This is a genomic window from Spirosoma soli (genome assembly GCF_042684525.1).
GTDB classification, from domain to species: Bacteria; Bacteroidota; Bacteroidia; order Cytophagales; family Spirosomataceae; genus Spirosoma; species Spirosoma soli.
This window is the reverse complement of the sequence record NZ_JBHULN010000005.1, coordinates 147,940-169,825: the sequence shown is the minus strand read 5'-3', so window position 1 is coordinate 169,825 and position 21,886 is coordinate 147,940. Positions and strand designations below refer to the sequence as shown.

23 protein-coding genes are annotated in these 21,886 nt (G+C 49.9%); 9 read left to right on the top strand and 14 right to left on the bottom strand.

The annotated features are described in order from the left end of the window. Nucleotides 1–8: 8 nt before the first annotated feature. Nucleotides 9–743: a lysophospholipid acyltransferase family protein gene (locus ACFSUS_RS10215; RefSeq protein ID WP_381522164.1), complete on the bottom strand. Its 735-nt coding sequence runs from the start codon at nucleotides 741–743 to the stop codon at nucleotides 9–11. A gap of 200 nt (nucleotides 744–943) precedes the next feature. Here ACFSUS_RS10215 and ACFSUS_RS10210 point away from each other — a divergent pair, with 200 nt between their 5' ends. From ACFSUS_RS10210 to ACFSUS_RS10200, 3 genes are all read left to right on the top strand, one after another. Further along, nucleotides 944–1,888, top strand: a complete 945-nt coding sequence (locus ACFSUS_RS10210) for an acyl-ACP desaturase (protein ID WP_381522163.1) — start codon at nucleotides 944–946, stop codon at nucleotides 1,886–1,888. A 6-nt stretch (nucleotides 1,889–1,894) separates the two neighbouring features. After that, complete coding sequence (locus tag ACFSUS_RS10205) at nucleotides 1,895–3,310, top strand: sensor histidine kinase (RefSeq protein WP_381522161.1); 1,416 nt, start codon at nucleotides 1,895–1,897, stop codon at nucleotides 3,308–3,310. Between the two features lie 167 nt (nucleotides 3,311–3,477). Then, nucleotides 3,478–4,242, top strand: coding sequence for a cyclase family protein (locus tag ACFSUS_RS10200; protein WP_381522159.1), 765 nt, complete (start codon nucleotides 3,478–3,480; stop codon nucleotides 4,240–4,242). A gap of 58 nt (nucleotides 4,243–4,300) precedes the next feature. Here the strand turns inward: ACFSUS_RS10200 and ACFSUS_RS10195 are convergent, their stop codons facing one another. Further along, entirely contained in the window at nucleotides 4,301–4,651 is a 351-nt protein-coding gene (locus tag ACFSUS_RS10195; RefSeq protein ID WP_381522158.1) for a DUF6970 domain-containing protein, read from the bottom strand. A 138-nt stretch (nucleotides 4,652–4,789) separates the two neighbouring features. Here ACFSUS_RS10195 and ACFSUS_RS10190 point away from each other — a divergent pair, with 138 nt between their 5' ends. Continuing rightward, complete coding sequence (locus ACFSUS_RS10190; RefSeq protein WP_381522156.1) at nucleotides 4,790–5,191, top strand: hypothetical protein; 402 nt, start codon at nucleotides 4,790–4,792, stop codon at nucleotides 5,189–5,191. Nucleotides 5,192–5,224: 33 nt separating this feature from the next. On the opposite strand, the gene ACFSUS_RS10185 is transcribed toward ACFSUS_RS10190, so the two are convergent. Next, nucleotides 5,225–6,301: a glycoside hydrolase family 53 protein gene (locus tag ACFSUS_RS10185; RefSeq protein WP_381522154.1), complete on the bottom strand. Its 1,077-nt coding sequence runs from the start codon at nucleotides 6,299–6,301 to the stop codon at nucleotides 5,225–5,227. Nucleotides 6,302–6,636: 335 nt separating this feature from the next. Between ACFSUS_RS10185 and ACFSUS_RS10180 the strand changes: the two genes are divergently transcribed. After that, entirely contained in the window at nucleotides 6,637–7,041 is a 405-nt protein-coding gene (locus tag ACFSUS_RS10180; RefSeq protein ID WP_381522152.1) for a hypothetical protein, read from the top strand. A gap of 50 nt (nucleotides 7,042–7,091) precedes the next feature. On the opposite strand, the gene ACFSUS_RS10175 is transcribed toward ACFSUS_RS10180, so the two are convergent. The 4 genes from ACFSUS_RS10175 to ACFSUS_RS10160 form a co-directional block, all read right to left on the bottom strand. Further along, nucleotides 7,092–7,547, bottom strand: a complete 456-nt coding sequence (locus ACFSUS_RS10175) for a DinB family protein (protein WP_381522150.1) — start codon at nucleotides 7,545–7,547, stop codon at nucleotides 7,092–7,094. Beyond that, the gene (locus tag ACFSUS_RS10170; RefSeq protein WP_381522148.1) at nucleotides 7,544–10,549 is read right to left on the bottom strand and encodes a glycoside hydrolase family 3 N-terminal domain-containing protein; all 3,006 of its coding nucleotides are present in this window, start codon (nucleotides 10,547–10,549) and stop codon (nucleotides 7,544–7,546) included. The genes ACFSUS_RS10175 and ACFSUS_RS10170 overlap by 4 nt, the downstream gene beginning before the upstream one ends. 435 nt (nucleotides 10,550–10,984) lie before the next feature. Next, on the bottom strand, nucleotides 10,985–11,695 hold the full coding sequence (locus tag ACFSUS_RS10165) for a porin family protein (protein ID WP_381522146.1): 711 nt from the start codon (nucleotides 11,693–11,695) through the stop codon (nucleotides 10,985–10,987). 124 nt (nucleotides 11,696–11,819) lie between these two features. Continuing rightward, entirely contained in the window at nucleotides 11,820–12,527 is a 708-nt protein-coding gene (locus ACFSUS_RS10160) for a porin family protein (RefSeq protein WP_381522144.1), read from the bottom strand. 156 nt (nucleotides 12,528–12,683) lie between these two features. Between ACFSUS_RS10160 and ACFSUS_RS10155 the strand changes: the two genes are divergently transcribed. Then, a complete protein-coding gene (locus tag ACFSUS_RS10155; RefSeq protein ID WP_381522142.1) occupies nucleotides 12,684–13,874 on the top strand; it encodes an acyl-CoA dehydrogenase family protein in 1,191 nt (396 codons plus the stop codon). A gap of 1 nt (nucleotide 13,875) precedes the next feature. Here ACFSUS_RS10155 and ACFSUS_RS10150 read toward each other — a convergent pair whose 3' ends face one another. Next, nucleotides 13,876–14,319, bottom strand: a complete 444-nt coding sequence (locus ACFSUS_RS10150) for a hypothetical protein (protein WP_381522141.1) — start codon at nucleotides 14,317–14,319, stop codon at nucleotides 13,876–13,878. 61 nt (nucleotides 14,320–14,380) lie between these two features. After that, nucleotides 14,381–14,977 carry an RNA polymerase sigma factor gene (locus tag ACFSUS_RS10145; protein ID WP_381522139.1) on the bottom strand — a complete coding sequence of 199 codons (597 nt, stop codon included), beginning with the start codon at nucleotides 14,975–14,977 and terminating at the stop codon, nucleotides 14,381–14,383. Between the two features lie 200 nt (nucleotides 14,978–15,177). Here ACFSUS_RS10145 and ACFSUS_RS10140 point away from each other — a divergent pair, with 200 nt between their 5' ends. The 3 genes from ACFSUS_RS10140 to ACFSUS_RS10130 all read left to right on the top strand — a co-directional run bounded on the left by ACFSUS_RS10140 (nucleotide 15,178) and on the right by ACFSUS_RS10130 (nucleotide 17,285). Then, nucleotides 15,178–16,353: a CaiB/BaiF CoA transferase family protein gene (locus ACFSUS_RS10140; protein WP_381522137.1), complete on the top strand. Its 1,176-nt coding sequence runs from the start codon at nucleotides 15,178–15,180 to the stop codon at nucleotides 16,351–16,353. A gap of 50 nt (nucleotides 16,354–16,403) precedes the next feature. Further along, nucleotides 16,404–16,685: a hypothetical protein gene (locus ACFSUS_RS10135; protein ID WP_381522135.1), complete on the top strand. Its 282-nt coding sequence runs from the start codon at nucleotides 16,404–16,406 to the stop codon at nucleotides 16,683–16,685. A gap of 150 nt (nucleotides 16,686–16,835) precedes the next feature. Next, nucleotides 16,836–17,285, top strand: coding sequence for a hypothetical protein (locus ACFSUS_RS10130; protein ID WP_381522133.1), 450 nt, complete (start codon nucleotides 16,836–16,838; stop codon nucleotides 17,283–17,285). A gap of 95 nt (nucleotides 17,286–17,380) precedes the next feature. Here ACFSUS_RS10130 and ACFSUS_RS10125 read toward each other — a convergent pair whose 3' ends face one another. The 5 genes from ACFSUS_RS10125 to ACFSUS_RS10105 all read right to left on the bottom strand — a co-directional run bounded on the left by ACFSUS_RS10125 (nucleotide 17,381) and on the right by ACFSUS_RS10105 (nucleotide 21,860). Further along, on the bottom strand, nucleotides 17,381–18,580 hold the full coding sequence (locus tag ACFSUS_RS10125) for a DUF748 domain-containing protein (RefSeq protein ID WP_381522131.1): 1,200 nt from the start codon (nucleotides 18,578–18,580) through the stop codon (nucleotides 17,381–17,383). Nucleotides 18,581–18,810: 230 nt separating this feature from the next. Continuing rightward, a complete protein-coding gene (locus ACFSUS_RS10120; RefSeq protein ID WP_381522129.1) occupies nucleotides 18,811–19,584 on the bottom strand; it encodes a pentapeptide repeat-containing protein in 774 nt (257 codons plus the stop codon). A 118-nt stretch (nucleotides 19,585–19,702) separates the two neighbouring features. Further along, nucleotides 19,703–20,605, bottom strand: coding sequence for an Rpn family recombination-promoting nuclease/putative transposase (locus tag ACFSUS_RS10115; RefSeq protein ID WP_381522127.1), 903 nt, complete (start codon nucleotides 20,603–20,605; stop codon nucleotides 19,703–19,705). A 95-nt stretch (nucleotides 20,606–20,700) separates the two neighbouring features. Continuing rightward, nucleotides 20,701–21,048, bottom strand: coding sequence for a hypothetical protein (locus ACFSUS_RS10110; RefSeq protein WP_381522126.1), 348 nt, complete (start codon nucleotides 21,046–21,048; stop codon nucleotides 20,701–20,703). A 32-nt stretch (nucleotides 21,049–21,080) separates the two neighbouring features. Next, nucleotides 21,081–21,860: a PD-(D/E)XK nuclease-like domain-containing protein gene (locus ACFSUS_RS10105; RefSeq protein WP_381522124.1), complete on the bottom strand. Its 780-nt coding sequence runs from the start codon at nucleotides 21,858–21,860 to the stop codon at nucleotides 21,081–21,083. Nucleotides 21,861–21,886 lie beyond the last annotated feature (26 nt).

Below are 21,886 nucleotides of genomic sequence, written 5' to 3'. Positions count from 1 at the left end.
TATAAAAGCTACGTATTCAATTCGCTGACAATAGCCTCCCGCGCCAACTGAACTACCTCATCGGGTGTATGACCGGCCGGTTCGATGCCGGGCAGGACTTTCCACGACATTTTGGAAAACGACCGGAGCGGGAAGACGCCTTTGGGGTTAAAATGACCCGTTCCGCGAACGGCAATCGGAACCACCAGGGCGTTAGGGGCTCGTTTCAGCAACGTAGTAACCCCGCCGGTTACAAAGGGGCGCATCTGGCCCGACGACGATCGGGTGCCCTCCGGAAATATGACCGCCGAAAAGTTGTGCTCTTTGATGAACTTCCCCAGCCGCGCAATTTCAACAATAGCTTGCTTAGGGTCTTTCCGATCGATGAGCGCGGCCCCGCTCTTGCGTAAGTTATACGATACACCCGGGATGCCATGCGCCAGTTCGATCTTGGAAACAAAAACCGGCGTGTGTCGACGCAAAAACCAGATGATGGGCGAAATATCAAACATGCTCTGGTGGTTGGCTATGAATATGATCGGGCGATCGGTGGGGAGGCCCGGCTGTTGCTGAAACCGGATAGTACTTCCCGTTATGTACCAGCCGTAGGCAATGAAGGCGTTCATCCAGTCGACCGTTTTTTTGTGCGCTGGCTTGCCAAATGCGTGAAAGGCCACGACTTGGGCAACGTGAAACACAACTAACACCAGCCCAAAGTAGAGCAGATAGACGCAGCTCAATAGGTAATCAATAACTTTTTTCATAAGACCACTCCGCGGAATAGCTTCAACGGAGTTAATTGACGACGGCCAAAATTAACGATCAACCACCGTTTATTGGGTAGAAATCGTAATATGAAGGTAATCGAGTACTGATTTTAACCGTACTTTGTTAGGTTTTTGGATTATTTGTCAAATTTCTGTGTTGATTTTACATGAGTTTATCAGGGACACGTTTGGATGTTATGCGTTTCGTAGGCGAGAAGATTGACGCCTTGATCGGAGAGTTTCTTAAGCCCGTTGAATCACATTGGCAACCGGCCGATTTATTGCCCGATGCCACTAAGGATAATTTTCTGGATGAGGTTAAGTTACTCCGTGAAAGTGCTCGTGAATTGTCTTACGACTACGTGGCGGTACTCATCGGCGACACCATTACCGAAGAAGCCCTACCGACGTATGAGTCATGGCTGATGGATATGGAAGGCATTAACCAGGCCGATCCGCAGGGCTGGACCCGCTGGATTCGTGGCTGGACCGCCGAAGAAAATCGGCATGGCGACTTACTCAACAAGTTTCTGTATCTGTCAGGGCGGGTTAATATGCGGGCCATGGAAGTGTCGACGCAGTACTTAATCGCTGATGGATTTGATATCGGCACCGGACGTGATCCGTACCGCAATTTCGTCTATACGTCGTTTCAGGAACTGGCCACCAACGTATCGCACCGCCGGACGGCTACGCTGGCTAAACAGGCGGGGTGCCCACAGTTATCAAAAATATGCGGGGTGATTGCATCTGACGAAATGCGCCATGCCAAAGCCTATAAAGCCTTTGTGAGCCAGATTTTCGAGGTCGATCCGTCCGAAATGATGCTGGCATTTGAAGATATGATGCGCAAGAAAATCGTGATGCCCGCTCACTTCCTGCGCGAAACTGGCGTTAAAATTGGCCAAACGTTCAGCCACTTTTCGGACGCTGCCCAGCGCGTCGGCGTCTATACCACCAACGATTACATCGACATTGCCGAGTCATTGCTGGTGGATTGGAACATTGGGTCAATTGTTGACCTGAACGATGCCGGACAGCGTGCCCGCGACTACCTGATGGCGCTACCGAATCGGCTGCGTCGGGTGGCAGAGCGCACAAAAGTGCCTGAACTTGAGTATCCATTCAGCTGGATTGCCTAATCAGCTATGAACCGTTTCGCCATTGGTATTGGTTGGCGTATTGTCGCCATCGTTGTCGTGACCGGCGCGATAGTGACGATGTATTTACGCCAAACGAATCAGTTCTGGCTGTTTCCATCATCGATACTACTGCTTGTCTTAGGCATCAACCTTTACCAATACGTTACAGGGCTAAACCGTAAGCTTACCCGTTTTCTGGAGTCGGTTCGGTATTCAGACTTTGCCGTTGCCTTTCGTACGGATAGTAACCTGGGGCCTACATTTCTGGACCTTAACGACCAGTTCAACGAGGTGCTGGATGCGTTTCGGCAGGCTCGGGCCGAAAAGGAAGCTAATTTGCACTATGTTAACACCATTGTTCAGCACGTCAGTGTAGGTTTACTAACCTTCGACGCATCGGGGCAGGTTGAGTTGGTTAATCAAACAGCCCTGAGGCTACTGGGTATTTATCGAATCCGGACGTTAAACGACCTCAACGCAACTCACAAAGATTTAGCTGAATTACTCCGGTCGGCTACGAATGCATCGGCCCCCATCATGTACCAGACTGGAACGGATGGAGAGCTATCGGTTCGTTGTACGGCCGTTCGGCTGAGGGGGCGGCTGATAACGGTTGCTTCTCTACAAAACATTCGCACCGAGCTACAACAGCGCGAACTCGAAGCCTGGCAAAACCTAACTAAGGTATTACGGCACGAGATCATGAATTCCATAACGCCGATTGTGTCGCTGGCGGGCACCATGCGCGACATTGTAGAAACCGACTTAGTACCATTTACCAAAAGTGAACAGGCAGTTGAAACGCTGGGTCTCGACGGGACACCTTCCGGAAATCACGCAAACCTGCCGTCTATTGTATCTGAATCGGTCAGTGATCTGCGCGATGCTTTAACGACCATTGAGCAACGGGGAGCCGGAGTGATGCGCTTCGTTGATGCCTACCGCCACTTCACGACGATTCCGCAACCGGTATTTGCCGACGTACCGGTCGATCAACTGCTCCGACATGTTGCCCAACTGGCGCAAACAAACGCCCAGAAAACGCAGATTTCTATTACCACGACTTCCCCAAATCTGGCGATTCGGGCCGATGCTACTCAAATCGAGATGGTGTTGTTGAACTTACTTAAAAACGCGGTGGAAAGCCTGGAAAGCACCGCGGGGTGGTCGAATCATGCCAGCCCCGTTATTCAGCTTGAAGCGGTAGCCGACGGGCCACGGGTTATCATTCGGGTGTCGGACAACGGGCCTGGTATCGAGCCTGAAGCGCTGGAGCAAATTTTCATTCCCTTCTACACTACTAAGAAAACCGGCTCCGGCATTGGATTGAGCTTGTCGCGGCAGATTATGCAGCTTCATGGTGGCCAGCTAACGGCCGAATCGACACCGGGCCAGGGCAGCACGTTCAGCATGGTTTTCTGATTAATAATCTTTGACATTGTCGGTGACCTTCTGTAGGGCGTCGGACGCATTGGTGACAGGCTAGTAGTGGCTCCGCGAATGGTAGTTTGAACGGCAATTCACGGTTGAATTAGTTAGTCCTGTTATTTTTGAGTGAACTACCTCTTCACTGCTGACTGATACTCGCAATGCCACAGCTTATTGACCTGTCAAAACCAATCCGTTACAATGCCAACGACCCTTGGTTCATGCGGGTTAAGATAAAGCACAAACCTCACAGCCGGGCTCGCTGGCTGATTCGTTTTCTGGGTTTGCCGTTCGGGCTTTTTCCTAAAAACTTTACCGGCTGGGCCGATGACACTATTAAGTCGATGGGCGTTCACTCGACAACTCACCTCGATGCTCCCTGGCACTATTCACCCACGGTGGCAGGGCAACCCGCCAAAACGATTGACCAGATTCCGCTGGAGTGGTGCTACGGCGATGGCGTAGTCATCGATGTAAGTCATAAAGCTGACTTTGATCTTATAACCGTTGCCGATTTAGAGGAAGCGCTACAAAAAACCGGAGCAGTACTTACGCCTTCGATGATAGTTTTAATTCGGACGGGTAGGGATGTACTCAACGGCACAAAAGAGTTTGCCGAAAAAGGAACCGGGATGAGCCCCGAAGCCACGCGCTGGCTCATTGACCAGGGCATTAAGGTGATGGGGATCGACCAGTGGGGCTGGGATCTGCCGCTGCCCTACATGGTGAAGCAGGCTAAACAAACCCAAAATCGTGAGTTGTTCTGGCAGGCACACTTAGTAGGGCGTGAACACGAATACTGCCATATGGAGCAACTCGTTAATCTGGGCGCGTTACCGCCGTTCGGCTTCAAAGTCTGTGTGTTTCCCCTCAAGATTGTTGGGGCGTCTGCGGCCCCAGCTCGCGTAGTGGCTATTGTTGGCTAGTGGAACGTTGTTCTTGGGCATATTAGGCTAAGCCCTCAGCTATTCGTCAAGAGTAAGCTTATTTTCTGGAATCTTGCCAAATCAGCTGTTCGTCTGTTCGGGACTTAAAGAAATCAGTGCATGTTCCGTCTCCAGAGCCGCCTAAACCTCCATCTGGGGCGCAAACTACGTTACATTGTGCATCCAATACTATACCTGGAATGTCACAACATCTGGATGGAATGTAGTAGACAGGTTGTCCTTTGTATGAGTAGCGAAAGACCTTCGCTGGTGGATTCCATTTATCCTGGCTCTTAATCTGATTAATTCTATCCCTAATGCAGTCTGGTGTTTCTCTCGGAATAGGATCGTTGTCACAACCAAATCCAAGTAGACAAATAAAAGCGAGGCATCTGATCGAGAGTTTCATGTTGACAATACGTCTAGCTTAGAGATGTTACGAGCTACGATTCCCTATCTCGGACAACCGTTGGAATCTATACAACATTTAGGAAGCAGCATGGTTAGAACTTGAATACACGATGAGTTATCACCATTGCTTATACCAATGAAAGCACTATTCCTATTTTTACCGTTGCTGCTGATGGGAGCATCAGCGGTAGCGCAAACCAAATCGGCTCCGCCAACATCTGCTTCTATAGTTGCCGTGATTGAGAGCGTTACCAGCAAAAACTTTGAGCCCGATACGGCTTATGCTGCTTTGACCGACGAGGACGAAACGTTGCTGGCCAAAGAGCCGGTAGCTAATTGGAGCCTGCCCCAGGAATCGGGAAATAATATTACGTATTACAATCTGGTAGTCGGCACTCGGTCTTACCAGCTGCTTGTGGTTAAATCGCCGAAGGTCACCTTGCCAACCGCGACCTTGCTACGCTTTGCCACCCCAAAGTCGAAGCCTGAGCCCATTGCCCGTGGTACGTTAAAACCTAAGGAAGAAAAGCCGAAGTAGGCGTCGTTGGTTAAGTTGCCAGTGACAAGCCATTTAGTCAATCAAAAACGCATCCATGGCTTTGGTGGGTCTGCCATTCTCGCCCCAGGCGCTTAGGCCGTACTTACTCCAGCTCCGGGCCCCTTCTGGTTCCCAGTAAATAACCCCGAGCCCTTTCTGATTGGGTACCGCCCTAACCTTACGTTGCACGGCGACCAACATGTCGTAGGTGTTCTGCGCTTTATTGTCTTCACCTCCTACCTCAACAACCATAACCTCTTTGCCGTACCGCTTTACTAACTCGTTGAGGTTAGTGCCTAAGTCGTTAATGGAAAGCGTGTAGTCTGGATTTCCGGGTAGCCAGTAGGGGTAATACGATAAGCCAATGACGTCGTACTTCGCCCCGTGCACCTGTGCACTATCAAACCAGGTTCGGAACCGTTCCCGGTTGTTCCCCTGATCGAGGTGGAGAATCACTTTCGATTGTGGGCTTACTGCCTTGATGGCCTCGTAGCCTTTGTTGATGAGCTGGACCAGCTGACCCCAGTTGGCTGTGCTACCCTCCGGGTAAATCATGCCCCCAGGAGTTTCGTTGCCGATCTGTACCCATTCGGGCGAGATACCTTTGGTAGCCAGCGCTTTCATAACGTCGCGGGTGTAGTCGTGCAAGTCGGTTAACAACGTAGGGAAATCGTGGCCCTGCCAGGCGGCTGGCTTGTTTTGCTTCCCAGGGTCGGCCCAACTGTCGCTGTAATGAAAGTCAATCATGATACGCATGCCCCACTTTTGGGCGCGCTCGGCCATGGCAACTGTTTCTTCTTTGCTGCAATGGCCGCTGACTGGGTCGTTTGATGGATTTACCCAGGTTCGCAACCGAATGGTATTAATGCCGTGATCTTTCAGGATTTGGAAGCAGTCCTGTTCAATTCCCCGATCGTTATAGAATTTGTAGCCCGTTGCTTCCATCTGCGGCAACCAGCTCACATCGGCACCTTTTGCGAAAGCTTTTGACGGCCCATGGCCCACCTGCTTAACGGGGTCGGTCTCTACTGATATCTCGCTGGTAAATAGCCCCACCGAAAGCATGCTCAGCACGAAACCTAATATCGTTGATTTGTCGAGTACGTTCATGTTGCATTGTTTTAAAAGTCGTTTGGGTTAGTGTTTTGAGCCCCTACAGGGCTCAAAACACTAACCTATATCCTTAGCAGCCATTCAGGTCGTAATTAGGTTAGCTAAACGTTCCGTCGATGTAAGCTAAGTAACCTTATAATATTGTTAGTTAATGTTTTAACCATCAATCTCTTAGGCCTACTACGGTAAACGTATGGCCTCTTACCGTTCGTGGATTAGAACGACCACTCAGCTACAAATACTGATTCATTCGATTCCTGGCTTGTCTTTACGGTGTCGATTCCAAAACACCACATTGCTTACCTATCTCCAACTCTCTTAAAGACCTAGTCATGAGTACGTTCGTTAAATCGCTGGTAGTAGCTTTAAGTATTAGCTCTTTGACATTCGCTGGTGGGACTGGTGAATCTGGCCCCCGAGTGCCTCGCCCTACGAAGTTAGCCCATTATGAAATGGGTGTTTATTTGACAAAAGATAAAGCAAAACTGCGCATCAACGTCGACAAAGAATTAGGTGGACAGGTGTATGTCCAGCTCTACGACAAGAAAGGAACCCAGATTTTTGAACGGATCATGAATTCGGCAGAGACTGAAGTTCGATTAAGCCTGAATTTAACTAACTTAGATACGGGCGATTATACATTGAAAGTAACAAATGGGCTGGAGATGATGATTCGCGATATAAAGGTCACGAATCGTGAGCCCGTTGTCACAACGCGTAGCATAACTGTGCTATGAGATAGTGTCGCAGGAGGAGAGCAAGTAAAACCCTCGCTCTCCTCTTTCGTCTACGCTTCCCGCGCCCAAATAATAAAGTCGGTGAAGGGTGCTTCGGGTAGTTGAGGCCTAATAAGCTGTACAACCTGTCCACGGTGGTAGGCGGCATGATGGCTCATGTGCGTCAGAATGTCAATTAGTGTGCTCTGATAAGACTCACCTTGAGACGTGACGTACTCGACTGATCGCAACAGTTCTGACTCTGCCAGGCCGGTTACGTAGCTGACGATATGGCGATGCTGTCGCTCGGCGGTTTCGCCCAGCCAGCTAACGGGAATGTCTTCCCAGATGGATACAAACGTGGTTTCGTTCGTGACCCGACCCAACCAGACCTGCTGTGCCGACAAAATGTGGCCCATGATGGCAATGGCTCGCGCTGGTGGATTGTCTACTAATTCAAGGGACTCAATTACACGCTGGTTCGCCCAGAGTTCGTAGTTTAATAAGTGGATAAGATAGTTCTTCATTGAATACCGCGCTTGATTGCCTGGTAAAACGCTTCCGCAACGTTCGTTCTGGTGTTCAACGCCGTAATCTTGTTATTGTTTCGGGTTGGGTAGACTCGGTTGGACAAAAACACGTACGTAAGGTTGTAAGCCGGGTTTGGGTCAATCCAGGTGAATGTGCCCGTGAAGCCCGAATGCCCAAAGCTTTCCTTCGTTGCCGAGCGGGGGGCGTTACCCGTGTAGGTAAACGATGGCTTCTCGAAACCCAGGCCGCGTCGGTTGCCCAACTCCGGAAATTGATAGCGCGTGAACTCGGCAATCGTTTTGGCCGATATAAACTGCTGACCGGCATAACTGCCTCGCTGGCGGTACATTTCCACTAGTTTCATCAGGTCGTTGGCCGTGCCGAACAAACCAGCGTGTCCCGACAGGCCATTGAGCATAGCTGCTCCTTCATCGTGAACGCGTCCCCAGATCAACGTCTTACGAAACAGCGAATCATACTCGGTTGGCACGATTCGGTTGAGGCTGTAAAACCGACGTGGATTGTAGGTCAGAGTTGCTGCTCCGAGCGGTTTGTAGAAGTTGGTTTTTAAGTAATCTTCAAAATTTTCACCCGTCAGCCGTTTCACAATCTGAGGGTAAAGGATGAACGACAAGTCCGAATAAACGTATTCTTTTTTAGCGTTGAGGGGCGAGTCTTTGATTTGCTGAAAAATCGTTTTTGGGTACTTCCTGAACAGGTACAAGCTGTCGGTAACCTCAATTGGATAGCGGGCCGACCGTGCTGATTTAAACGTTTTGGGCTTCCAGGTGCTGTCGGGGTTCTTGGTGTCCATCCAGAACGGAATCCAGGCCTTCAGCCGGGCCTGGTGGGTTAATACGTCGCGCCAGAGCAGGTCGGCTTTATTCGATTTTTTGAATTCAGGCAGGTAATCAGCCATCTTGCCGTTCAGGTTAAATTTGCCCTGATCGACCAACCGCATAAGCGCGGGCACCGACGTACTGACTTTAGTCACCGATGCCATATCGAAGAGATCATCGAGCTGTGTGGGTTTGGGTTCTGCCCCCAATGAGGCATCATACGTATGCGTGCCGTACGCTTTGCGAAAAATAACCTTACCGTCTTTCGCCATCTGAACCACGCAGCCCGGAAAAGCTCGCTGCGTGATGCCGACGTTAACCAGCGAATCGACCTGCTGCGCCAGAAACTGGCCATCAACACCCACTTCTTCAGGAATAGTGTATTTCAACCGACCAATGGGCTGAACTTGTAATCCATCGCCGAGCCGGAAGCGTTGGTTGACCGTTACAGGTAATTTGCCTGAGGCTCCTATGGCTCCAAAAATTAACTGCGCCGACAGTTCTTCGGTGTGGGTCGTCAGTTGATACGGCATCACAATAGCCCGGGCCTGTTCAATATTGCGACTAGGCTGCGCCGTATCGGCCGGGAAGGTTAATTTATCTAACACATAAACATTGCCGAACACCGTCACGACAGCCTTACCAGTAGCGACCAGTTCGCTGACAAACCCTGCCGTTTTAGCCTGCAATCCGTAGCGAGCGCCCGGCCGGATGTTGTTCAGGTGAACGTCAACCAGCAACAGATTATAGTTTTTAAGCGAATCACGGATTTGGGCAACTAATGAATCCGGCGTTTTAGACGTCAGGTTGAAGTGATCGACCTGCGTATAGTTGGCCGCCATTTGCTGGAAAGCCGTCAGCTTATCGCTCTCGATGGCTACCGACGCGATACGTAACGTGTCCAGACGTTGCAGGGGCAAGATATTACGATCGTTTTTGAGGACAGTCAGACTTGCTTCGGTGAGCCGACGGTTTAGTAATTCGTCCTGCACAGGGTTAAGGTCACGTACCAGGTTGTCGAGCACAATGGGTTTATACTTGTCCAGACCCACCCAGGCTTTCGCCCGTAACACTTTCAGGCAACGCGCGTCCAGCGACTCCTGCGTAATGCGCCCTTCGGCCACGGCTTGCTTAATCAGGGCGATGGCCGCTGGCACATCTTCCGTAAATTCGAGTACGTCCATACCCGCTTCGATACCCAATGCATCGGCCTGTCCCGACGGAAAGTATTTCGTAACGCCTTTCATGTTCATGGCGTCCGAAAAAATCAATCCCTGAAAGCCAAGTTCGTTTTTCAGCAGGTTAGTGACAATATTGGGCGAAAGGGTAGAGGGGCGGTTGCGGGTCGTATCTAAAGCCGGAATGCTCAGGTGAGCGATCATGACGCCCGCTGCTCCGGCGTTGATAAGCTGCCGGAACGGATACAATTCCAGAGAGTCGAGTTGCGCCCGACTTTTGCTGATGAGTGGTAGATCATAGTGCGAATCCGTACCGGTATCGCCGTGACCGGGGAAATGTTTGATGCTGGTTAACAAGCGGTTGTCCTGCATACCCCGCATATAGGCGAGCGCTTTGCGAGTAACCGCATACTTATCTTCGCCAAACGACCGGAAATTGATGACTGGGTTATTTGGGTTGTTGTTAACATCGACAGAGGGCGCAAAGTTAACGTGAACGCCCAACCGACGCGCTTGCTTGGCCAGGTTAGCGCCCATTCGGTACAAGAGCGAGTCATTCCCCTGAATAGCTCCGAGGGTCATCTGGTACGGGTAACGAACCGTGCTGTCCAGCCGCATAGCCAGTCCCCATTCTGCGTCCATAGCAATCAGCAACGGCACCGTCGAAAGGGCTTGCAGACGGTTGGTAAGCTTTGCCTGTCGGATGGGGCCGCCCTGAAACATCACGACGCCACCGAGTTTATTGGTCCGTACGAGCGTAACGAGTGAGTCTTCGTAAGCTGGTTTGCGGTTCGAGTAACCCGCCACCATAATGAGCTGACCAATACGCTCGTCGGGCGTTAACGTAGCAAAAACGGAGTCGGCCCAGCGGTTTGTACGGTTGTTAGCTTGTAAAAAGGTAGGTAAGTTCGTTTGCGAAAAAGCCGTTACGGACAAAAAAATGCACAGTAAAGCAGAAAAGACGGACCGCAAGATGGTCATGAGCAATTATAGTAGGTCGTGAAGTGTCAAAAATACAAAATCTAGCCGATGACAGGGCCAGCGCTTTTGGTTAGCTAGCCCAAAGACAGCGTAAACACTCTTATTTTTACTCTTCGGTTACGTGAAACAAGCGTGGCCGTTGGTTTGTACGGCCAAAGTATTCATTGCCGGGTGTGGGCAATTCCGAGATCTGGCCAACACGAGCCTGAATGGTAAACGATTCGTAACTACACCACGATGGCCCTAATGCCTATCAAAAAAATGTCGTTCCCGTTAGTGTCAGAGCACATTCGGGAACGACTGAAGCGATTTGGTAGGTAGTCAGGCAGATATTGTCAGAAATCGTCAAGCAGTGTTAAGCGGCTCACCACTCATGACTACTTCTTAGCCATCACCTGACAATACTTGACCACCTACAGCGCATATTTGATATGACTAGCGACGGTAGCGGCTGCGGTATTCGGGACCAACACCAAAGCCGTAGCCGAGCGTGAGCGTAATGGTTGAACTACGTATGTCTTGTGAACCTCGGCCTCCAGAAATAGGTAGCTTCGTTACGTCTCCTAAACCCAGTGTATAGCGGGCGTCGATCAGAAAACGCTGGCGTTCGCCAAAACCAGGCCAGTTTAACTGGAACCCAGCCAAAATGCCCAGGTCTGTATTTTTGAAGGCGTCTGAATTGTCTACATCAGGCTGGTCTACATTATTGCTTTTGGTATTGACTCGTTTAGCGCTGAGCGGTAAAGCCAGCGATGGACCAAAGAAAATGTTAGGCCGGAAGTTGCCGTTTAGGGTCAGAAAGTAACGGAGAGCGACCGGAATTTCAAGATAATTGATCTGCTGGCGAAACGTATTGGTTACTGGGTTGCCGGCTTGGGGCGTAACCGTTTCCGAATATTTACCACCCCGTTGTGAATACAGTACATCGGCCGAGATGCCAAAGTGGTTTAAGGAGCTGTACATCAGGAAAACACCGCCTACGAAGCCTGGCGCTAGTTTATATCCGTCGACGTCTCCTCGTAAGGTAGACATGTTGGCACCCACCCGAGGCCCGGCGCTAAACCGTTGTTGGGCCGAAGCCGTTGATACACAAACTGAAAGAAGGAGTAAAGCGAAAAAATAACGCAATGAAGTTAAACCAGACATGAAATAAAAAATAATGATTTACTGAAAAGATACCTGTAACGATTGATTGTGGGAATCCTTAATCGTGCCCGCAAGGTAAACAGAACCGAATTAATTATCCTGGAAACCTATTTTAGCGCCGACTCTACCGTTTGTAGCGGCTAGGGTATTCACGACCCACTCCAAAACCATAGCCCAAAGTAAGTGTAATGGCCGAATTTTGAAGTGAGTTACGTCGACCCCATAGATTCGGTAAATTGGTTTGTACATCAGTCAGACCCAGCGTATAACGAGCATCGATCAGGAAGCGCTGCCGGTTGCCTGCACGCCAGTTGAGTTGAAAACCGCCGGTTGCTCCCAGATCCAGGTCGTTAAAATCATTGTTGTTATCACCATTTAAGCGGGGCTCATCGTTGCCATTTAGCTTGCCACCCACCCGTTTGGCGTTTAGTTTGATTCCCAGCGAAGGACCAATGAAAATATTGGGTCGAAAGTTACCAGACAAGGTCAAAAAGTAGCGTGCTACAACGGGAATCTCCAGGTAGTTAACTCGCTGACGGAACGTACTATTGCCGTTGAAACCCTGTATGGGGCCATCGTACTTAGTGCCCAGTTGCGAGTAGAGAACATCGGCCGAAATACCGAAGTGGTTCAGCGAGCTGTACATCAGAAAAGCGCCTGCCGTGAAGCCCGGCTTGATATGCATATAATCTGAGTTGCCCCAATAATTAGATAAATTCAAGCCTACTCTCGGGCCAGCACTAAAGCGTTGTTGCGCTAAACTGGTTGATAAACAGGCTAAAACCAATAGAACGGATAGACTTGTCGAGCGTAGCGAAATTGAGCGAAACATAGAACATGAAACAAGGTGTTACGCCCGGTTAACGCCCGACCTTTCTTAAATGTTTTATGACAATAGGCTACTTTTTAGGTTTTGGCTGAAATACAGTTTCTCAGATTAGCTTGTTCATTAGAAATTACGGTACTTATACTATCTCATCAGCAACGCATGAAACGCTATTCACTTTACTTCGTGGAAGAACACGAGTTGTTCCGGCAGAGCGTCCGTCAATTCATTGATAAAGAAGTCATTCCGCATACCGAAGCCTGGGAAACGAATCGTCGAATTCCCGCTTCCGTCTTTCAACGGCTGGGCGAACTAGGCTACCTGGGCCTGCCTTATCCCGAAGAATTTGGCGGTGTAAATGCCGATTTTTGGTATTCGGTGGTATTTCTGGAAGAACTGGCCCGCTGTGGTATGGGAGGTTTCTCAACCGCCGTTAGTGTCCACCAATATATGGCCGTTAACCATATTGCAAAAGTGGGCAGTTATGATCTGAAACAGCGGTATCTGGCACCGGCCGTTGCGGGCCATAAAGTCGCTGCTTTAGCCATAACCGAACCCGATGCTGGCTCCGACGTATCAGCCATTCGAACGACGGCGATCCGCACCGATACCGGCGACGAATTTGTTGTTAACGGGACCAAAACGTTTATCAGTAACGGCACCTATGGCGATTTTGTAACGCTCGCTGTCCGGACAAATGGTCCGGCGGCTGGTAGTAACGGCCTTAGTCTACTGGTGGTGGACCTGGATAGCCCCGGCGTGACGCGCACAAAACTCAATAAAATTGGCTGGCACAGTTCCGATACGGCCGAAATACGGTTTGATGAGGTACGCGTTCCGGCAGCTAATCTGATTGGACAGGAGAATAAAGGGTTCTACTACCTCATGGAGAGCCTGCAACTCGAACGGCTGGTGGCGGCTATATTGTCGGTATCGGGTGCGCAACTAGCGCTGGACTGGACCCTCCAGTACCTGAATGAACGAGAAGCGTTCGGCAAGAAAATTGGCGCGTTTCAGGCGATTCGCCACAAAATTGCCGACGTAGCGACCGAGATCGAGATGGCCCGCCAGTTTGTTTACCACACCTGCTGGCTATTCACCCAGGGCGAAACAGTGGTGAAAGAGTGTTCGATGGCTAAGCTGGCTACGTCGGAAATGCAGAAACGAGTGGTCGATACCTGTCTGCAATTTTTCGGAGGCTATGGTTATATTGAAGATTACCCCATTGCCCGCGCTTACCGCGACGTTCGGGTGGGAACCATTGCGGGCGGTTCATCGGAAATTATGCGCGAGATCATCGCCAAAATTGTCATTGATGCTGTTGCTTACAAACCTGTGTACAATCAGGGGTAGGCTACAACCTTAGATGAGCTTGTGACGTAATAGAACTGCTACCGGCAAAATAGTCTGTGGCCCGCGGCACAGATTGACTCGTTTGTTTTTGTACCGGTTTGGGCCTGGTAGGCTGTTTAGGTGCGAAGAAAATAAAATAGATCGCCATGGCCAGCATGAACAGGATAGCGGCCGTAGTCGTCGCAATCCAGAGGGGCCACAGCCGTTTTTTGGTGGCTGACTGATGAATGCGCTCGTGCAGGGCGTCGCGTAGGCTGGCCAGCTGCTCGGCAGTTGGCCGTGCCGTGGTGTCAGCGGCTTTTTGCTGCATGGCTTCCAGGCCCGCTAGTGCATCGGCATAAAACGGATCTTCGAGCAACAGGCGCTCTACACGGTATCGCGCCGGGCCGCTCAGCCGCCCGTCCTGATAAGCTCGTAGATCGTCAAAGGTTAGTTGTTCGTTCATCGTTTTGTTGGTGGGCCGTAGGCCACGCATTTATCGTATTGCCGAAGCAGGGTCAGCCGCTTTATTTATTCATACAAATTTTCAACATTCGGCGGCCATTTTGCAAATAACTTTTAACCTGTTTCAGATCGTATCCGGTTAAGTTGGCCACCTCCGTATACGTTTTTCGTTCCAAATAGAACAAGGTTAGGCAGGTGCGCTGCTCAAATGGCAACGTCTGCAAACAGGCTTCCATCCGGCTTAGGTCTTCTTCCAGGTCTGGCTCGTCGCTGACGGACATCTGCACCGGCGTAGCGCTTTCGTCTTTGCCTGATTGATCCAGCAAGTCTCGGTCTGTATCGTCAAGGCTGGCCATTACGTGTGTCTTTCGGCTACGCAGGAGCATGAGGCAATAGTTTCGGGCCACGCTATGCAGCCAGGGCTGAAACTGCTGCACATCATGTCGACGCAGGTCGGTCACTAATTGCTCGAAGAGGTGCATGACTGCGTCTTTGGCTTCTTCTTCGTCGCGGAGGTAGTTATAACAAACCGCGTACACCAGCTCCATGTGCTTCTCGTAGAGTTCGCCCAATACGGCCAGATCGCCCGTGGCTCGGTAGGCCGCGACGTACTCGGCGTCGGTAGAGGGTTTAGATTTACGGAACCGTTTCAGGAACATGCGCTGTCTGACTGCTTGCTAATAAGATGCACAAAGTGGTTAGATTCCACACCAGATTGTCATGTATAGAACGCTGATGGTTATGATTTTTAAGATCATGCTGACTATTAAAAGCTTACACTAATGCTGTTTAGTGAAAAATCATAGTAATCACCAAAATCAGGGTTCTATTTTGAAAAGGCGAAAAATAACTTGAATCCATGCCCGATCGTAAACCCACCACTGGCCCGTTAGTAGGCCTACGTATCCTTGACCTAACCCGGCTGCTACCTGGCCCGCTCGGTACCATGCTCATGGCCGATATGGGCGCCGAAGTGATCAAGATCGAACTGCCCCATGCGCCCGATTACGTCCGTGCGTTTCCGCCTTACGTTCAGGGTGAGTCGGTTAATTATCTAGCCTACAACCGCTCAAAACGAAGCGTTTTACTCGATTATCAAACACCAGAAGGACAGGATAAATTTCTGGCATTAGTGAAAACCGCCGATGTGGTTGTTGAGCAGTTTCGGCCGGGCTACTTAACTCGGCTTGGCATAGATTACCCAGTAGCCCGGGCTGTCAATCCACGCATTATTTACGTGTCTATTACGGGCTACGGGCAAACAGGGCCGTATGCGAACCTGGCGGGGCATGACCTAAATTATTTGGCCTTATCTGGTGTACTGAGCTTAACGGGCGAAACGCCAACGGAAGCGCCAACTATTCCAGGAGTTCAACTGGCCGATATTGCGGGTGGTTCATACATGGGGGTAATGGCGGTACTTTCGGCGTTGTACGCCCGCGAACGTACCGGCGAAGGTCAGCACGTTGACGTATCTATGACGGATGCCGTCATGCCGTTGCTGTCGGTGGCCTACGCTAGTTTCGCTGGAACGAGTCAAGTGCCAGAGCGTGGAACAATGCCGCTATCGGGCGGTTTGCCTAACTACGGTGTGTATCAATGTCGCGATGGCAAGTATATAGCCCTTGGTACGCTGGAACCAAAATTCTGGGAAAGATTCTGTACCCTGGTTAACAAACCCGATTGGCGTATGATCAACACCTACCAAAGCCCGGCTCAGCTAGCCGACATCAAAACGCAGATTCAGGGCGTATTTGCGGAGAAAGATCGTGACGAGTGGACGCAGGTTGGACTGGAGCAGGATATTCTCCTAACACCCGTTTATGGCCTTAACGAACTTGAAAACGATCCGCACCTGCAAGCGAGGGGTATGATTCTTAGGGAAACTCACCCAGTAGCGGGACCGATACATAGTATAGGCGTTCCGTTAAAGTTTTCGGCAACCCCTGCTCAACCAGCCTGGCCGGCACCAACATTAGGAGAAGACACCGATGCCGTACTGGGTCACTTCCTCGATAAGCCAGCCGAACCGTAACTTAACGCCTTGGTCAGTCGTTACTATGCATAGACTAAACTATCAACGTTATGAAATGTACCATGTTTATTGCCAGCCTCTTGAGCCTCGGTTTTGCGGTTGGCGCTTCGGCCCAGAGCAATCAGGCACCTGTTATGCAGCAATCGACCTCAACCGAAGATACCCGCCAGGCCAACCCGGTTAAGCCTCAACTGCAGAAGGTTAGTAAAGGTGATCAGTTAAAAATGCAACAGGCGCAAGACACAACCCGGCCTAAAGGTCGGAAGCAACGGCGGCTGCGGTCCGACTCGTTACGACGCGGTGGAGCCACCCGAGTAGACACCATTCGGTGATCTGGTTATCTAGCGGTAAATGCTATGTCTGGTTAAGAAGGTGAAGGCGCCTAAAGATGGGTGCGTAAAATTTTTGTGGTGTCCAACTGCTTAGCCCGCCAAACAAATTTCGCTCTAGAATAGTCCTATTCAGGAATATTAACACAACCTATGAACAAGCTTTTGATAGGGCTACTGCTGATGACTAGTGTAGCAGTGGCTCAAACTGCATCTCCACAAGCTAAGACTGGCGCAGGTAAGCCAGCCTCAGCATCCAATGCTACGGCCTCGGCCGCTAAGCCAACTAAATCGTCGTCGGCCGCTGCTAAACCGGCAACTGGCTCAACCGCTTCAACATCTGGTGCGGCTGCATCTGGTGCCGCCAAGCCTGCGGCTGGTTCAGCTACTTCCGGGGCTGGAGCTACAAAACCCGCTTCGGTAACTCCAATGAAGCCGTTGCCCGAGCATTCGTTAGGAACAAAGCTGAAAAACGACAATACGAACAATCCATATTACAATGTTGAGAAGGCGAAAACAGATCGTGGAATGAAACGGGAATACACTCCTCGACGTACCGAGTCGGGTGCCCGCAAGGATACCATGACGCAACGGAAACCCTGATAACCAATTGTTTGATAGACGTGTCTGACATGTTGGCTCTCAGCGCGACTTCCCAACAGGAACGAACCAAAGCGTAGCGGTCGGAATTCTGACTGCTACGCTTTTTCTTTTTTCTCTCGGCGTTCGGCTTTACGCTCTTCTCGTTTTTCCTGACGCTCCTGCTTACGTTCTTCGCGTTTCTCTTTTCGCTCTTGTTTCCGCTCGGCGCGTTTGGCCTTGTAATCATCCTTGAAATCTTTAAGCGCGTCCTGTAACGTGATGGTATTGTCGAACTCACCCTTAAATGCTTCAATGTAAGCATTACGTAAAATACCGAATATGGTTGGCCAGACCGCCGTTTCGATGTCGTCAACGGTACCGTTGAGTGGAATGCGCGTGGCCACCTGGTCTTTCTTCTGATTTTTTAGAATAGCCGTACCTGCCTGAGCCACCAACTCGGTAAAGAACTTGCCCACTGAGCGACCCTCGTGCTCATTGAGCTTGAAGATCTTCATGTCTTTGGTCAGTGGCTTCAGGTAGCCATTCAGCTTACCATCCAGCATAGCCATCTCGCTATAGACACTTACCGTACCGCGTTCAAAGTCCAGGTTAGCATAGGCTTTCGCCAGTTCATTGACCTTAACGAGTTGAATGTCGCTGAAGCGGAGATTATAATCGAAGTCCGGCATGACCTTTAGCAGGTTCATGTTGGCCGAGAAGTTCATGGTACCGCCGTAACCTGGTACGTCGCCCGTGGCTATTACCGGAGAAGGTAACTTGTTACTCTTGTCCTCGACGTTGCGGATGTTACGAATTTCGGCCTGAAAGTTTTGTAGCGACAAATCAGCGCGGGGCTGCGTCACTAGGCTGGTCAGGTCGATTTTACCGTTAATGACGGCAAACCGGTTGATGCTGATGGGAAGTAATTTCTTGAGGTAGGCTGTCCAGTCGACTTCGGCTCCTGTCTGACTACTGGCTTCATCGTCGCTGAAGGCAAAGTTAAGTTCCGGCTCATAAGTTTCCACTTCACTCACCAGCTTGCCTTTGAACAAGGACTTCCACTCGACAGATAAATCAGTTTTGGGTATGTACAAAAAGGGTTCCTTTATCTTACCATTGATCTTTCGAATACGCAGGTCGTCAATTTGATAAGCCCCCCGAATAAGTTGAATATCAATATCGTCAACGTGGCCCGTGTAATCACCCATATCGGCCAGCGTCTTATTGACGTATTTCAGTACGAAATAAGGAAGCAGCAACCGGGCTATGACCAGCAGGACAGCAAGCGCAATCAGAATTTTGGTCGTACGTTTCAAAGCGTTGTATGACTTGATGTTACGCTAGTAAACGCAAAAAAAGGGTTGGAGGTTGGATTTTGACCTATCTTGGAAAGTCAATAGTTAGGTTTTGTGATCTAACCGGAGGGTTAATCTCTTACATCCATGCTGCGCTAGCTGCCGCTGTGTTATTCAAAAGCGCCTTAAATGTAAAAGCAGATTCCAGCTCTCTTGGCTGGAATCTGCTTTTCGTTAGATTAACAACCGAGTTACCGGCTGCTCGGGGCGAACTTACGACCGTCGAGCGTAGTGTATTTAAAGTCGGTAGAGCCTTCAAAGCGCACATCGTCGAACTTTGTGCCGCGTGGGAAGTGCGTGTACTTGAAGTCAGCGTTGCCGTTAAAACGAGCCTGCCGAAAATCGACACCTTCGTCAAATTTCGTGTATTTGAAATCTGCAGCCCGCTCGAAGGAAGCTTTCTGGAACGCTGAGGCTTCATCAAATTTGGTGTATTTAAAATCGGCATAGTCGCGGAACGTTGATCCGCTAAAGTCGGCTGCATTCCGGAATTTAGTGTACTTGAACAGTGCTTCGTCCCGGAAGGTGTTACCGGTGAACAGAGCGCGCTGACTGAATACCGAATATTTAAACGCTACATTGTCTTCGAACTGGCAATTTTCAATCGTGACAGCTTCCGTAAAGTCGGTGTTATACACGATGTTCGTCATGTTCAGTAGCCGTTTTTCTTGTTCTTCGGTCCGATACGCCAGGAATTTACCTTTAAAGGTGCAGTTTTTGAATGTCATTGGCACGTCAACAACACTCAAAAATTGTTGTGAATCACCACGCCAGTTGCCTTCCCGAATTTCCTTACGGTTGGCCAGATTAGTCAAATCGAAGTCGCCCGTAATGGTTACGTTCTGGTACGAAACGGCTTGCCTTCTATTAATTTTTTCAATGATCTCTTTGGCGTCAATCGTTTTCTGAGCGAATGCTGGTATTACCGCAAAGGCTAAAAACAAACAGGTAATGAGCGTTTTCATAAGCTTGTTGCTGGGGTTGTTTTCGTAAAGATGCAAACCAGCGAGAGAAGGTTGCGTGGCCCATAAACAAAAGCACCGGACTCGTTTCCGGGTCCGGCGTTTTTACATATGCCTTTATCTATAAAATTCCTTTTTTGATCTTCTCAACAATCGTGGCTACCCGCTCTTTTGATAGGCCGTAATCCTGATTGGCCAGCCTGGTAATGTCAATACCTTGCTGATGGGCTGTCTTGAGCAGTACAACCAACGTGCGTTCAGCACCTTCTGCAACTATCTGATCGTATGTGCTCATAACTTTAGAACTGGTACGTTTAAAGGAAAATAAGCTTTGGAAAAACTCTTTAGGTCTAAGTTCCAGGTTTCTCGACAAATATACAATGCTGGTGTGCAGATAGTTCTCGCCGGTTTCCGTGTCGATGATCTCTTCTAACCAAACAAACAGCCGTTCCTTCTGCGCTAGTAACCTTTCTTCGTTTTCCCGGTGTTTCATCAGAAACAACGACGTTGCCAGAAACTTATTCTGAAAATTTAGGATCTGTTCATCGGGATACCGCGAGATGTCAACCAATAAATAATCAAAAGCTGGCAAGAAAGGCATTAGATTGGCATCGACCGAGCCAAAATACGTTGGTAAGGATTCATACGGCCATCGGGCTTTGCCGTGGTAAATTATCACCGGGATCAGCAAAGTCAGTGGCTGGTCCTGCTTGCGGGCTTCTTCCCAGCGGTTAAGTAAATACCGTAGCAATTGAAAGTGTGGATACTTCTCTTTGTAGCTTTTGTGCTCGAACAGTATTGCAACCTCAATTGTCGTTTCACCTTGATAGTTGCAGGTATACACTATGTCCGCAAAATATTCGTCCAGCGCTGGGTCAGTATACGAGTTGTTAGTTATAGTTAGCGTATCCAGATTGATTTTGCCTACTAAATGTTTGGGGAAGAACTCGCGTACAAAATCAATAGCAATGTCCTGTCGGGAGAAGTTTTCTTTGAAAAACCTGTCATGGATGTTTTCGGCCATGTGGCCAAACTAGCACATTCAGTTGCTAAAACAAAAACGCCGGACTCGTTTCCAGGTCCGGCGCTTTTTATCAAAGCGGGCTTCCACCCGCATTACTAATCCATCCACATGACTTTATCATAGGCGATTTCATAATCCATCTCTTCGAGAGGAATCAGGCTAGCAAACTGGCCGTGCTCGTCGGTCTTAACGGCGTTCCAACGCCCCGACGCATCGCGCAACAGCAGGCGGTAGCCATAGAGCGGGTGCAACGTAGCGCCGTCTGTCCGATGGTCCCAACCGGTTTGTAATTCGATGGCGAACGCAATACGGTTCAGCACCTCATCGAGTTGACCCACAATGCTGTCGGCACCATCTAATTCCTCAATCCATAGCACTAACCCATCGGTACCCCAATCGAAGTGGAGTTCACTGGGCGTTAATGTGATGATGGAAGCGTTCATAATGATTTTTGTTTGGGGTTACCGTATTCGGTTTATGCACTCATACTCCAGGCCTGAACCGAGGGCTCAAACGTTTGCTGTTCTTCGCGCCACTTGCGGAGCCAGAAGCGGTACTTCTTCCGGCCGTAGTCAATAAAGTTGGGTATCGACGTAGCATCTACGGCAAACAGCCGATGCGGCCGCTGCTTCATAACGCCAATAAACACGAACCGAAACTGCCGGGTTGTGGCCCAGTCGGCGCTGTCGGCATGCCGAAGACTATCAATGTAAAACGCGGCCTGCCGGTCGTAATCATACGTATAACACGACTCCAGAAACTGGCTCTGCGTGCGGGCGGACGTTGTCTTAACGTCGATAATTAGGGCATTTCGGCGTTTCGGGCTCGTGTACACCATATCCAGCCGCGATTTGCAGGCTACCTGACTAACTGGGTCCGTAAACAACACTACCCGCTCGCGCTCCGACAAGCGCAGGTACCGACGGCAGAATGCGTCCTGGCGGATGGTTTGCATCAGGGTAGCTAATTGCTCAGTTTGCTTGGGTGCCAGTACGCCGTTATCGGGAGTCATGTCGGGCAGCAGTTGCTGCATCACCGTACCGATGGTTTCGGGTTCGAGCAAATGCTGGTGAAACGCTCGCCCAAACACTTTCGCCTTCTCCGGAATAAACCGGGCTGACGGTACTGACCAATAACCTAAATGCTCCTCCTTCAACCTTGTCAGATCAGAGTTCGACACCCGCTGCAAGGCGCGATAGTCGTCGCCAAGCGATGTCAGCAGTTGAGGAGACGTAATTATGGGTTGAGTAATCATAAAACAAGGGAGAGGGAGGAAAAGGA

Bases quoted from the DNA above. Each gene is read 5' to 3' on its own strand.
- ACFSUS_RS10185 (WP_381522154.1), bottom strand. From the start codon at position 6,301: ATGAACGTACTCGACAAATCAACGATATTAGGTTTCGTGCTGAGCATG.
- ACFSUS_RS10135 (WP_381522135.1), top strand. From the start codon at position 16,404: ATGAAATGTACCATGTTTATTGCCAGCCTCTTGAGCCTCGGTTTTGCG.
- ACFSUS_RS10210 (WP_381522163.1), top strand. From the start codon at position 944: ATGCGTTTCGTAGGCGAGAAGATTGACGCCTTGATCGGAGAGTTTCTT.
- ACFSUS_RS10115 (WP_381522127.1), bottom strand. From the start codon at position 20,605: ATGGCCGAAAACATCCATGACAGGTTTTTCAAAGAAAACTTCTCCCGA.
- ACFSUS_RS10170 (WP_381522148.1), bottom strand. From the start codon at position 10,549: ATGACCATCTTGCGGTCCGTCTTTTCTGCTTTACTGTGCATTTTTTTG.
- ACFSUS_RS10155 (WP_381522142.1), top strand. From the start codon at position 12,684: ATGAAACGCTATTCACTTTACTTCGTGGAAGAACACGAGTTGTTCCGG.
- ACFSUS_RS10130 (WP_381522133.1), top strand. From the start codon at position 16,836: ATGAACAAGCTTTTGATAGGGCTACTGCTGATGACTAGTGTAGCAGTG.
- ACFSUS_RS10150 (WP_381522141.1), bottom strand. From the start codon at position 14,319: ATGAACGAACAACTAACCTTTGACGATCTACGAGCTTATCAGGACGGG.
- ACFSUS_RS10110 (WP_381522126.1), bottom strand. From the start codon at position 21,048: ATGAACGCTTCCATCATCACATTAACGCCCAGTGAACTCCACTTCGAT.
- ACFSUS_RS10195 (WP_381522158.1), bottom strand. From the start codon at position 4,651: ATGAAACTCTCGATCAGATGCCTCGCTTTTATTTGTCTACTTGGATTT.
- ACFSUS_RS10145 (WP_381522139.1), bottom strand. From the start codon at position 14,977: ATGTTCCTGAAACGGTTCCGTAAATCTAAACCCTCTACCGACGCCGAG.
- ACFSUS_RS10105 (WP_381522124.1), bottom strand. From the start codon at position 21,860: ATGATTACTCAACCCATAATTACGTCTCCTCAACTGCTGACATCGCTT.
- ACFSUS_RS10200 (WP_381522159.1), top strand. From the start codon at position 3,478: ATGCCACAGCTTATTGACCTGTCAAAACCAATCCGTTACAATGCCAAC.
- ACFSUS_RS10120 (WP_381522129.1), bottom strand. From the start codon at position 19,584: ATGAAAACGCTCATTACCTGTTTGTTTTTAGCCTTTGCGGTAATACCA.
- ACFSUS_RS10215 (WP_381522164.1), bottom strand. From the start codon at position 743: ATGAAAAAAGTTATTGATTACCTATTGAGCTGCGTCTATCTGCTCTAC.
- ACFSUS_RS10165 (WP_381522146.1), bottom strand. From the start codon at position 11,695: ATGTCTGGTTTAACTTCATTGCGTTATTTTTTCGCTTTACTCCTTCTT.
- ACFSUS_RS10180 (WP_381522152.1), top strand. From the start codon at position 6,637: ATGAGTACGTTCGTTAAATCGCTGGTAGTAGCTTTAAGTATTAGCTCT.
- ACFSUS_RS10190 (WP_381522156.1), top strand. From the start codon at position 4,790: ATGAAAGCACTATTCCTATTTTTACCGTTGCTGCTGATGGGAGCATCA.
- ACFSUS_RS10205 (WP_381522161.1), top strand. From the start codon at position 1,895: ATGAACCGTTTCGCCATTGGTATTGGTTGGCGTATTGTCGCCATCGTT.
- ACFSUS_RS10140 (WP_381522137.1), top strand. From the start codon at position 15,178: ATGCCCGATCGTAAACCCACCACTGGCCCGTTAGTAGGCCTACGTATC.
- ACFSUS_RS10175 (WP_381522150.1), bottom strand. From the start codon at position 7,547: ATGAAGAACTATCTTATCCACTTATTAAACTACGAACTCTGGGCGAAC.
- ACFSUS_RS10160 (WP_381522144.1), bottom strand. From the start codon at position 12,527: ATGTTTCGCTCAATTTCGCTACGCTCGACAAGTCTATCCGTTCTATTG.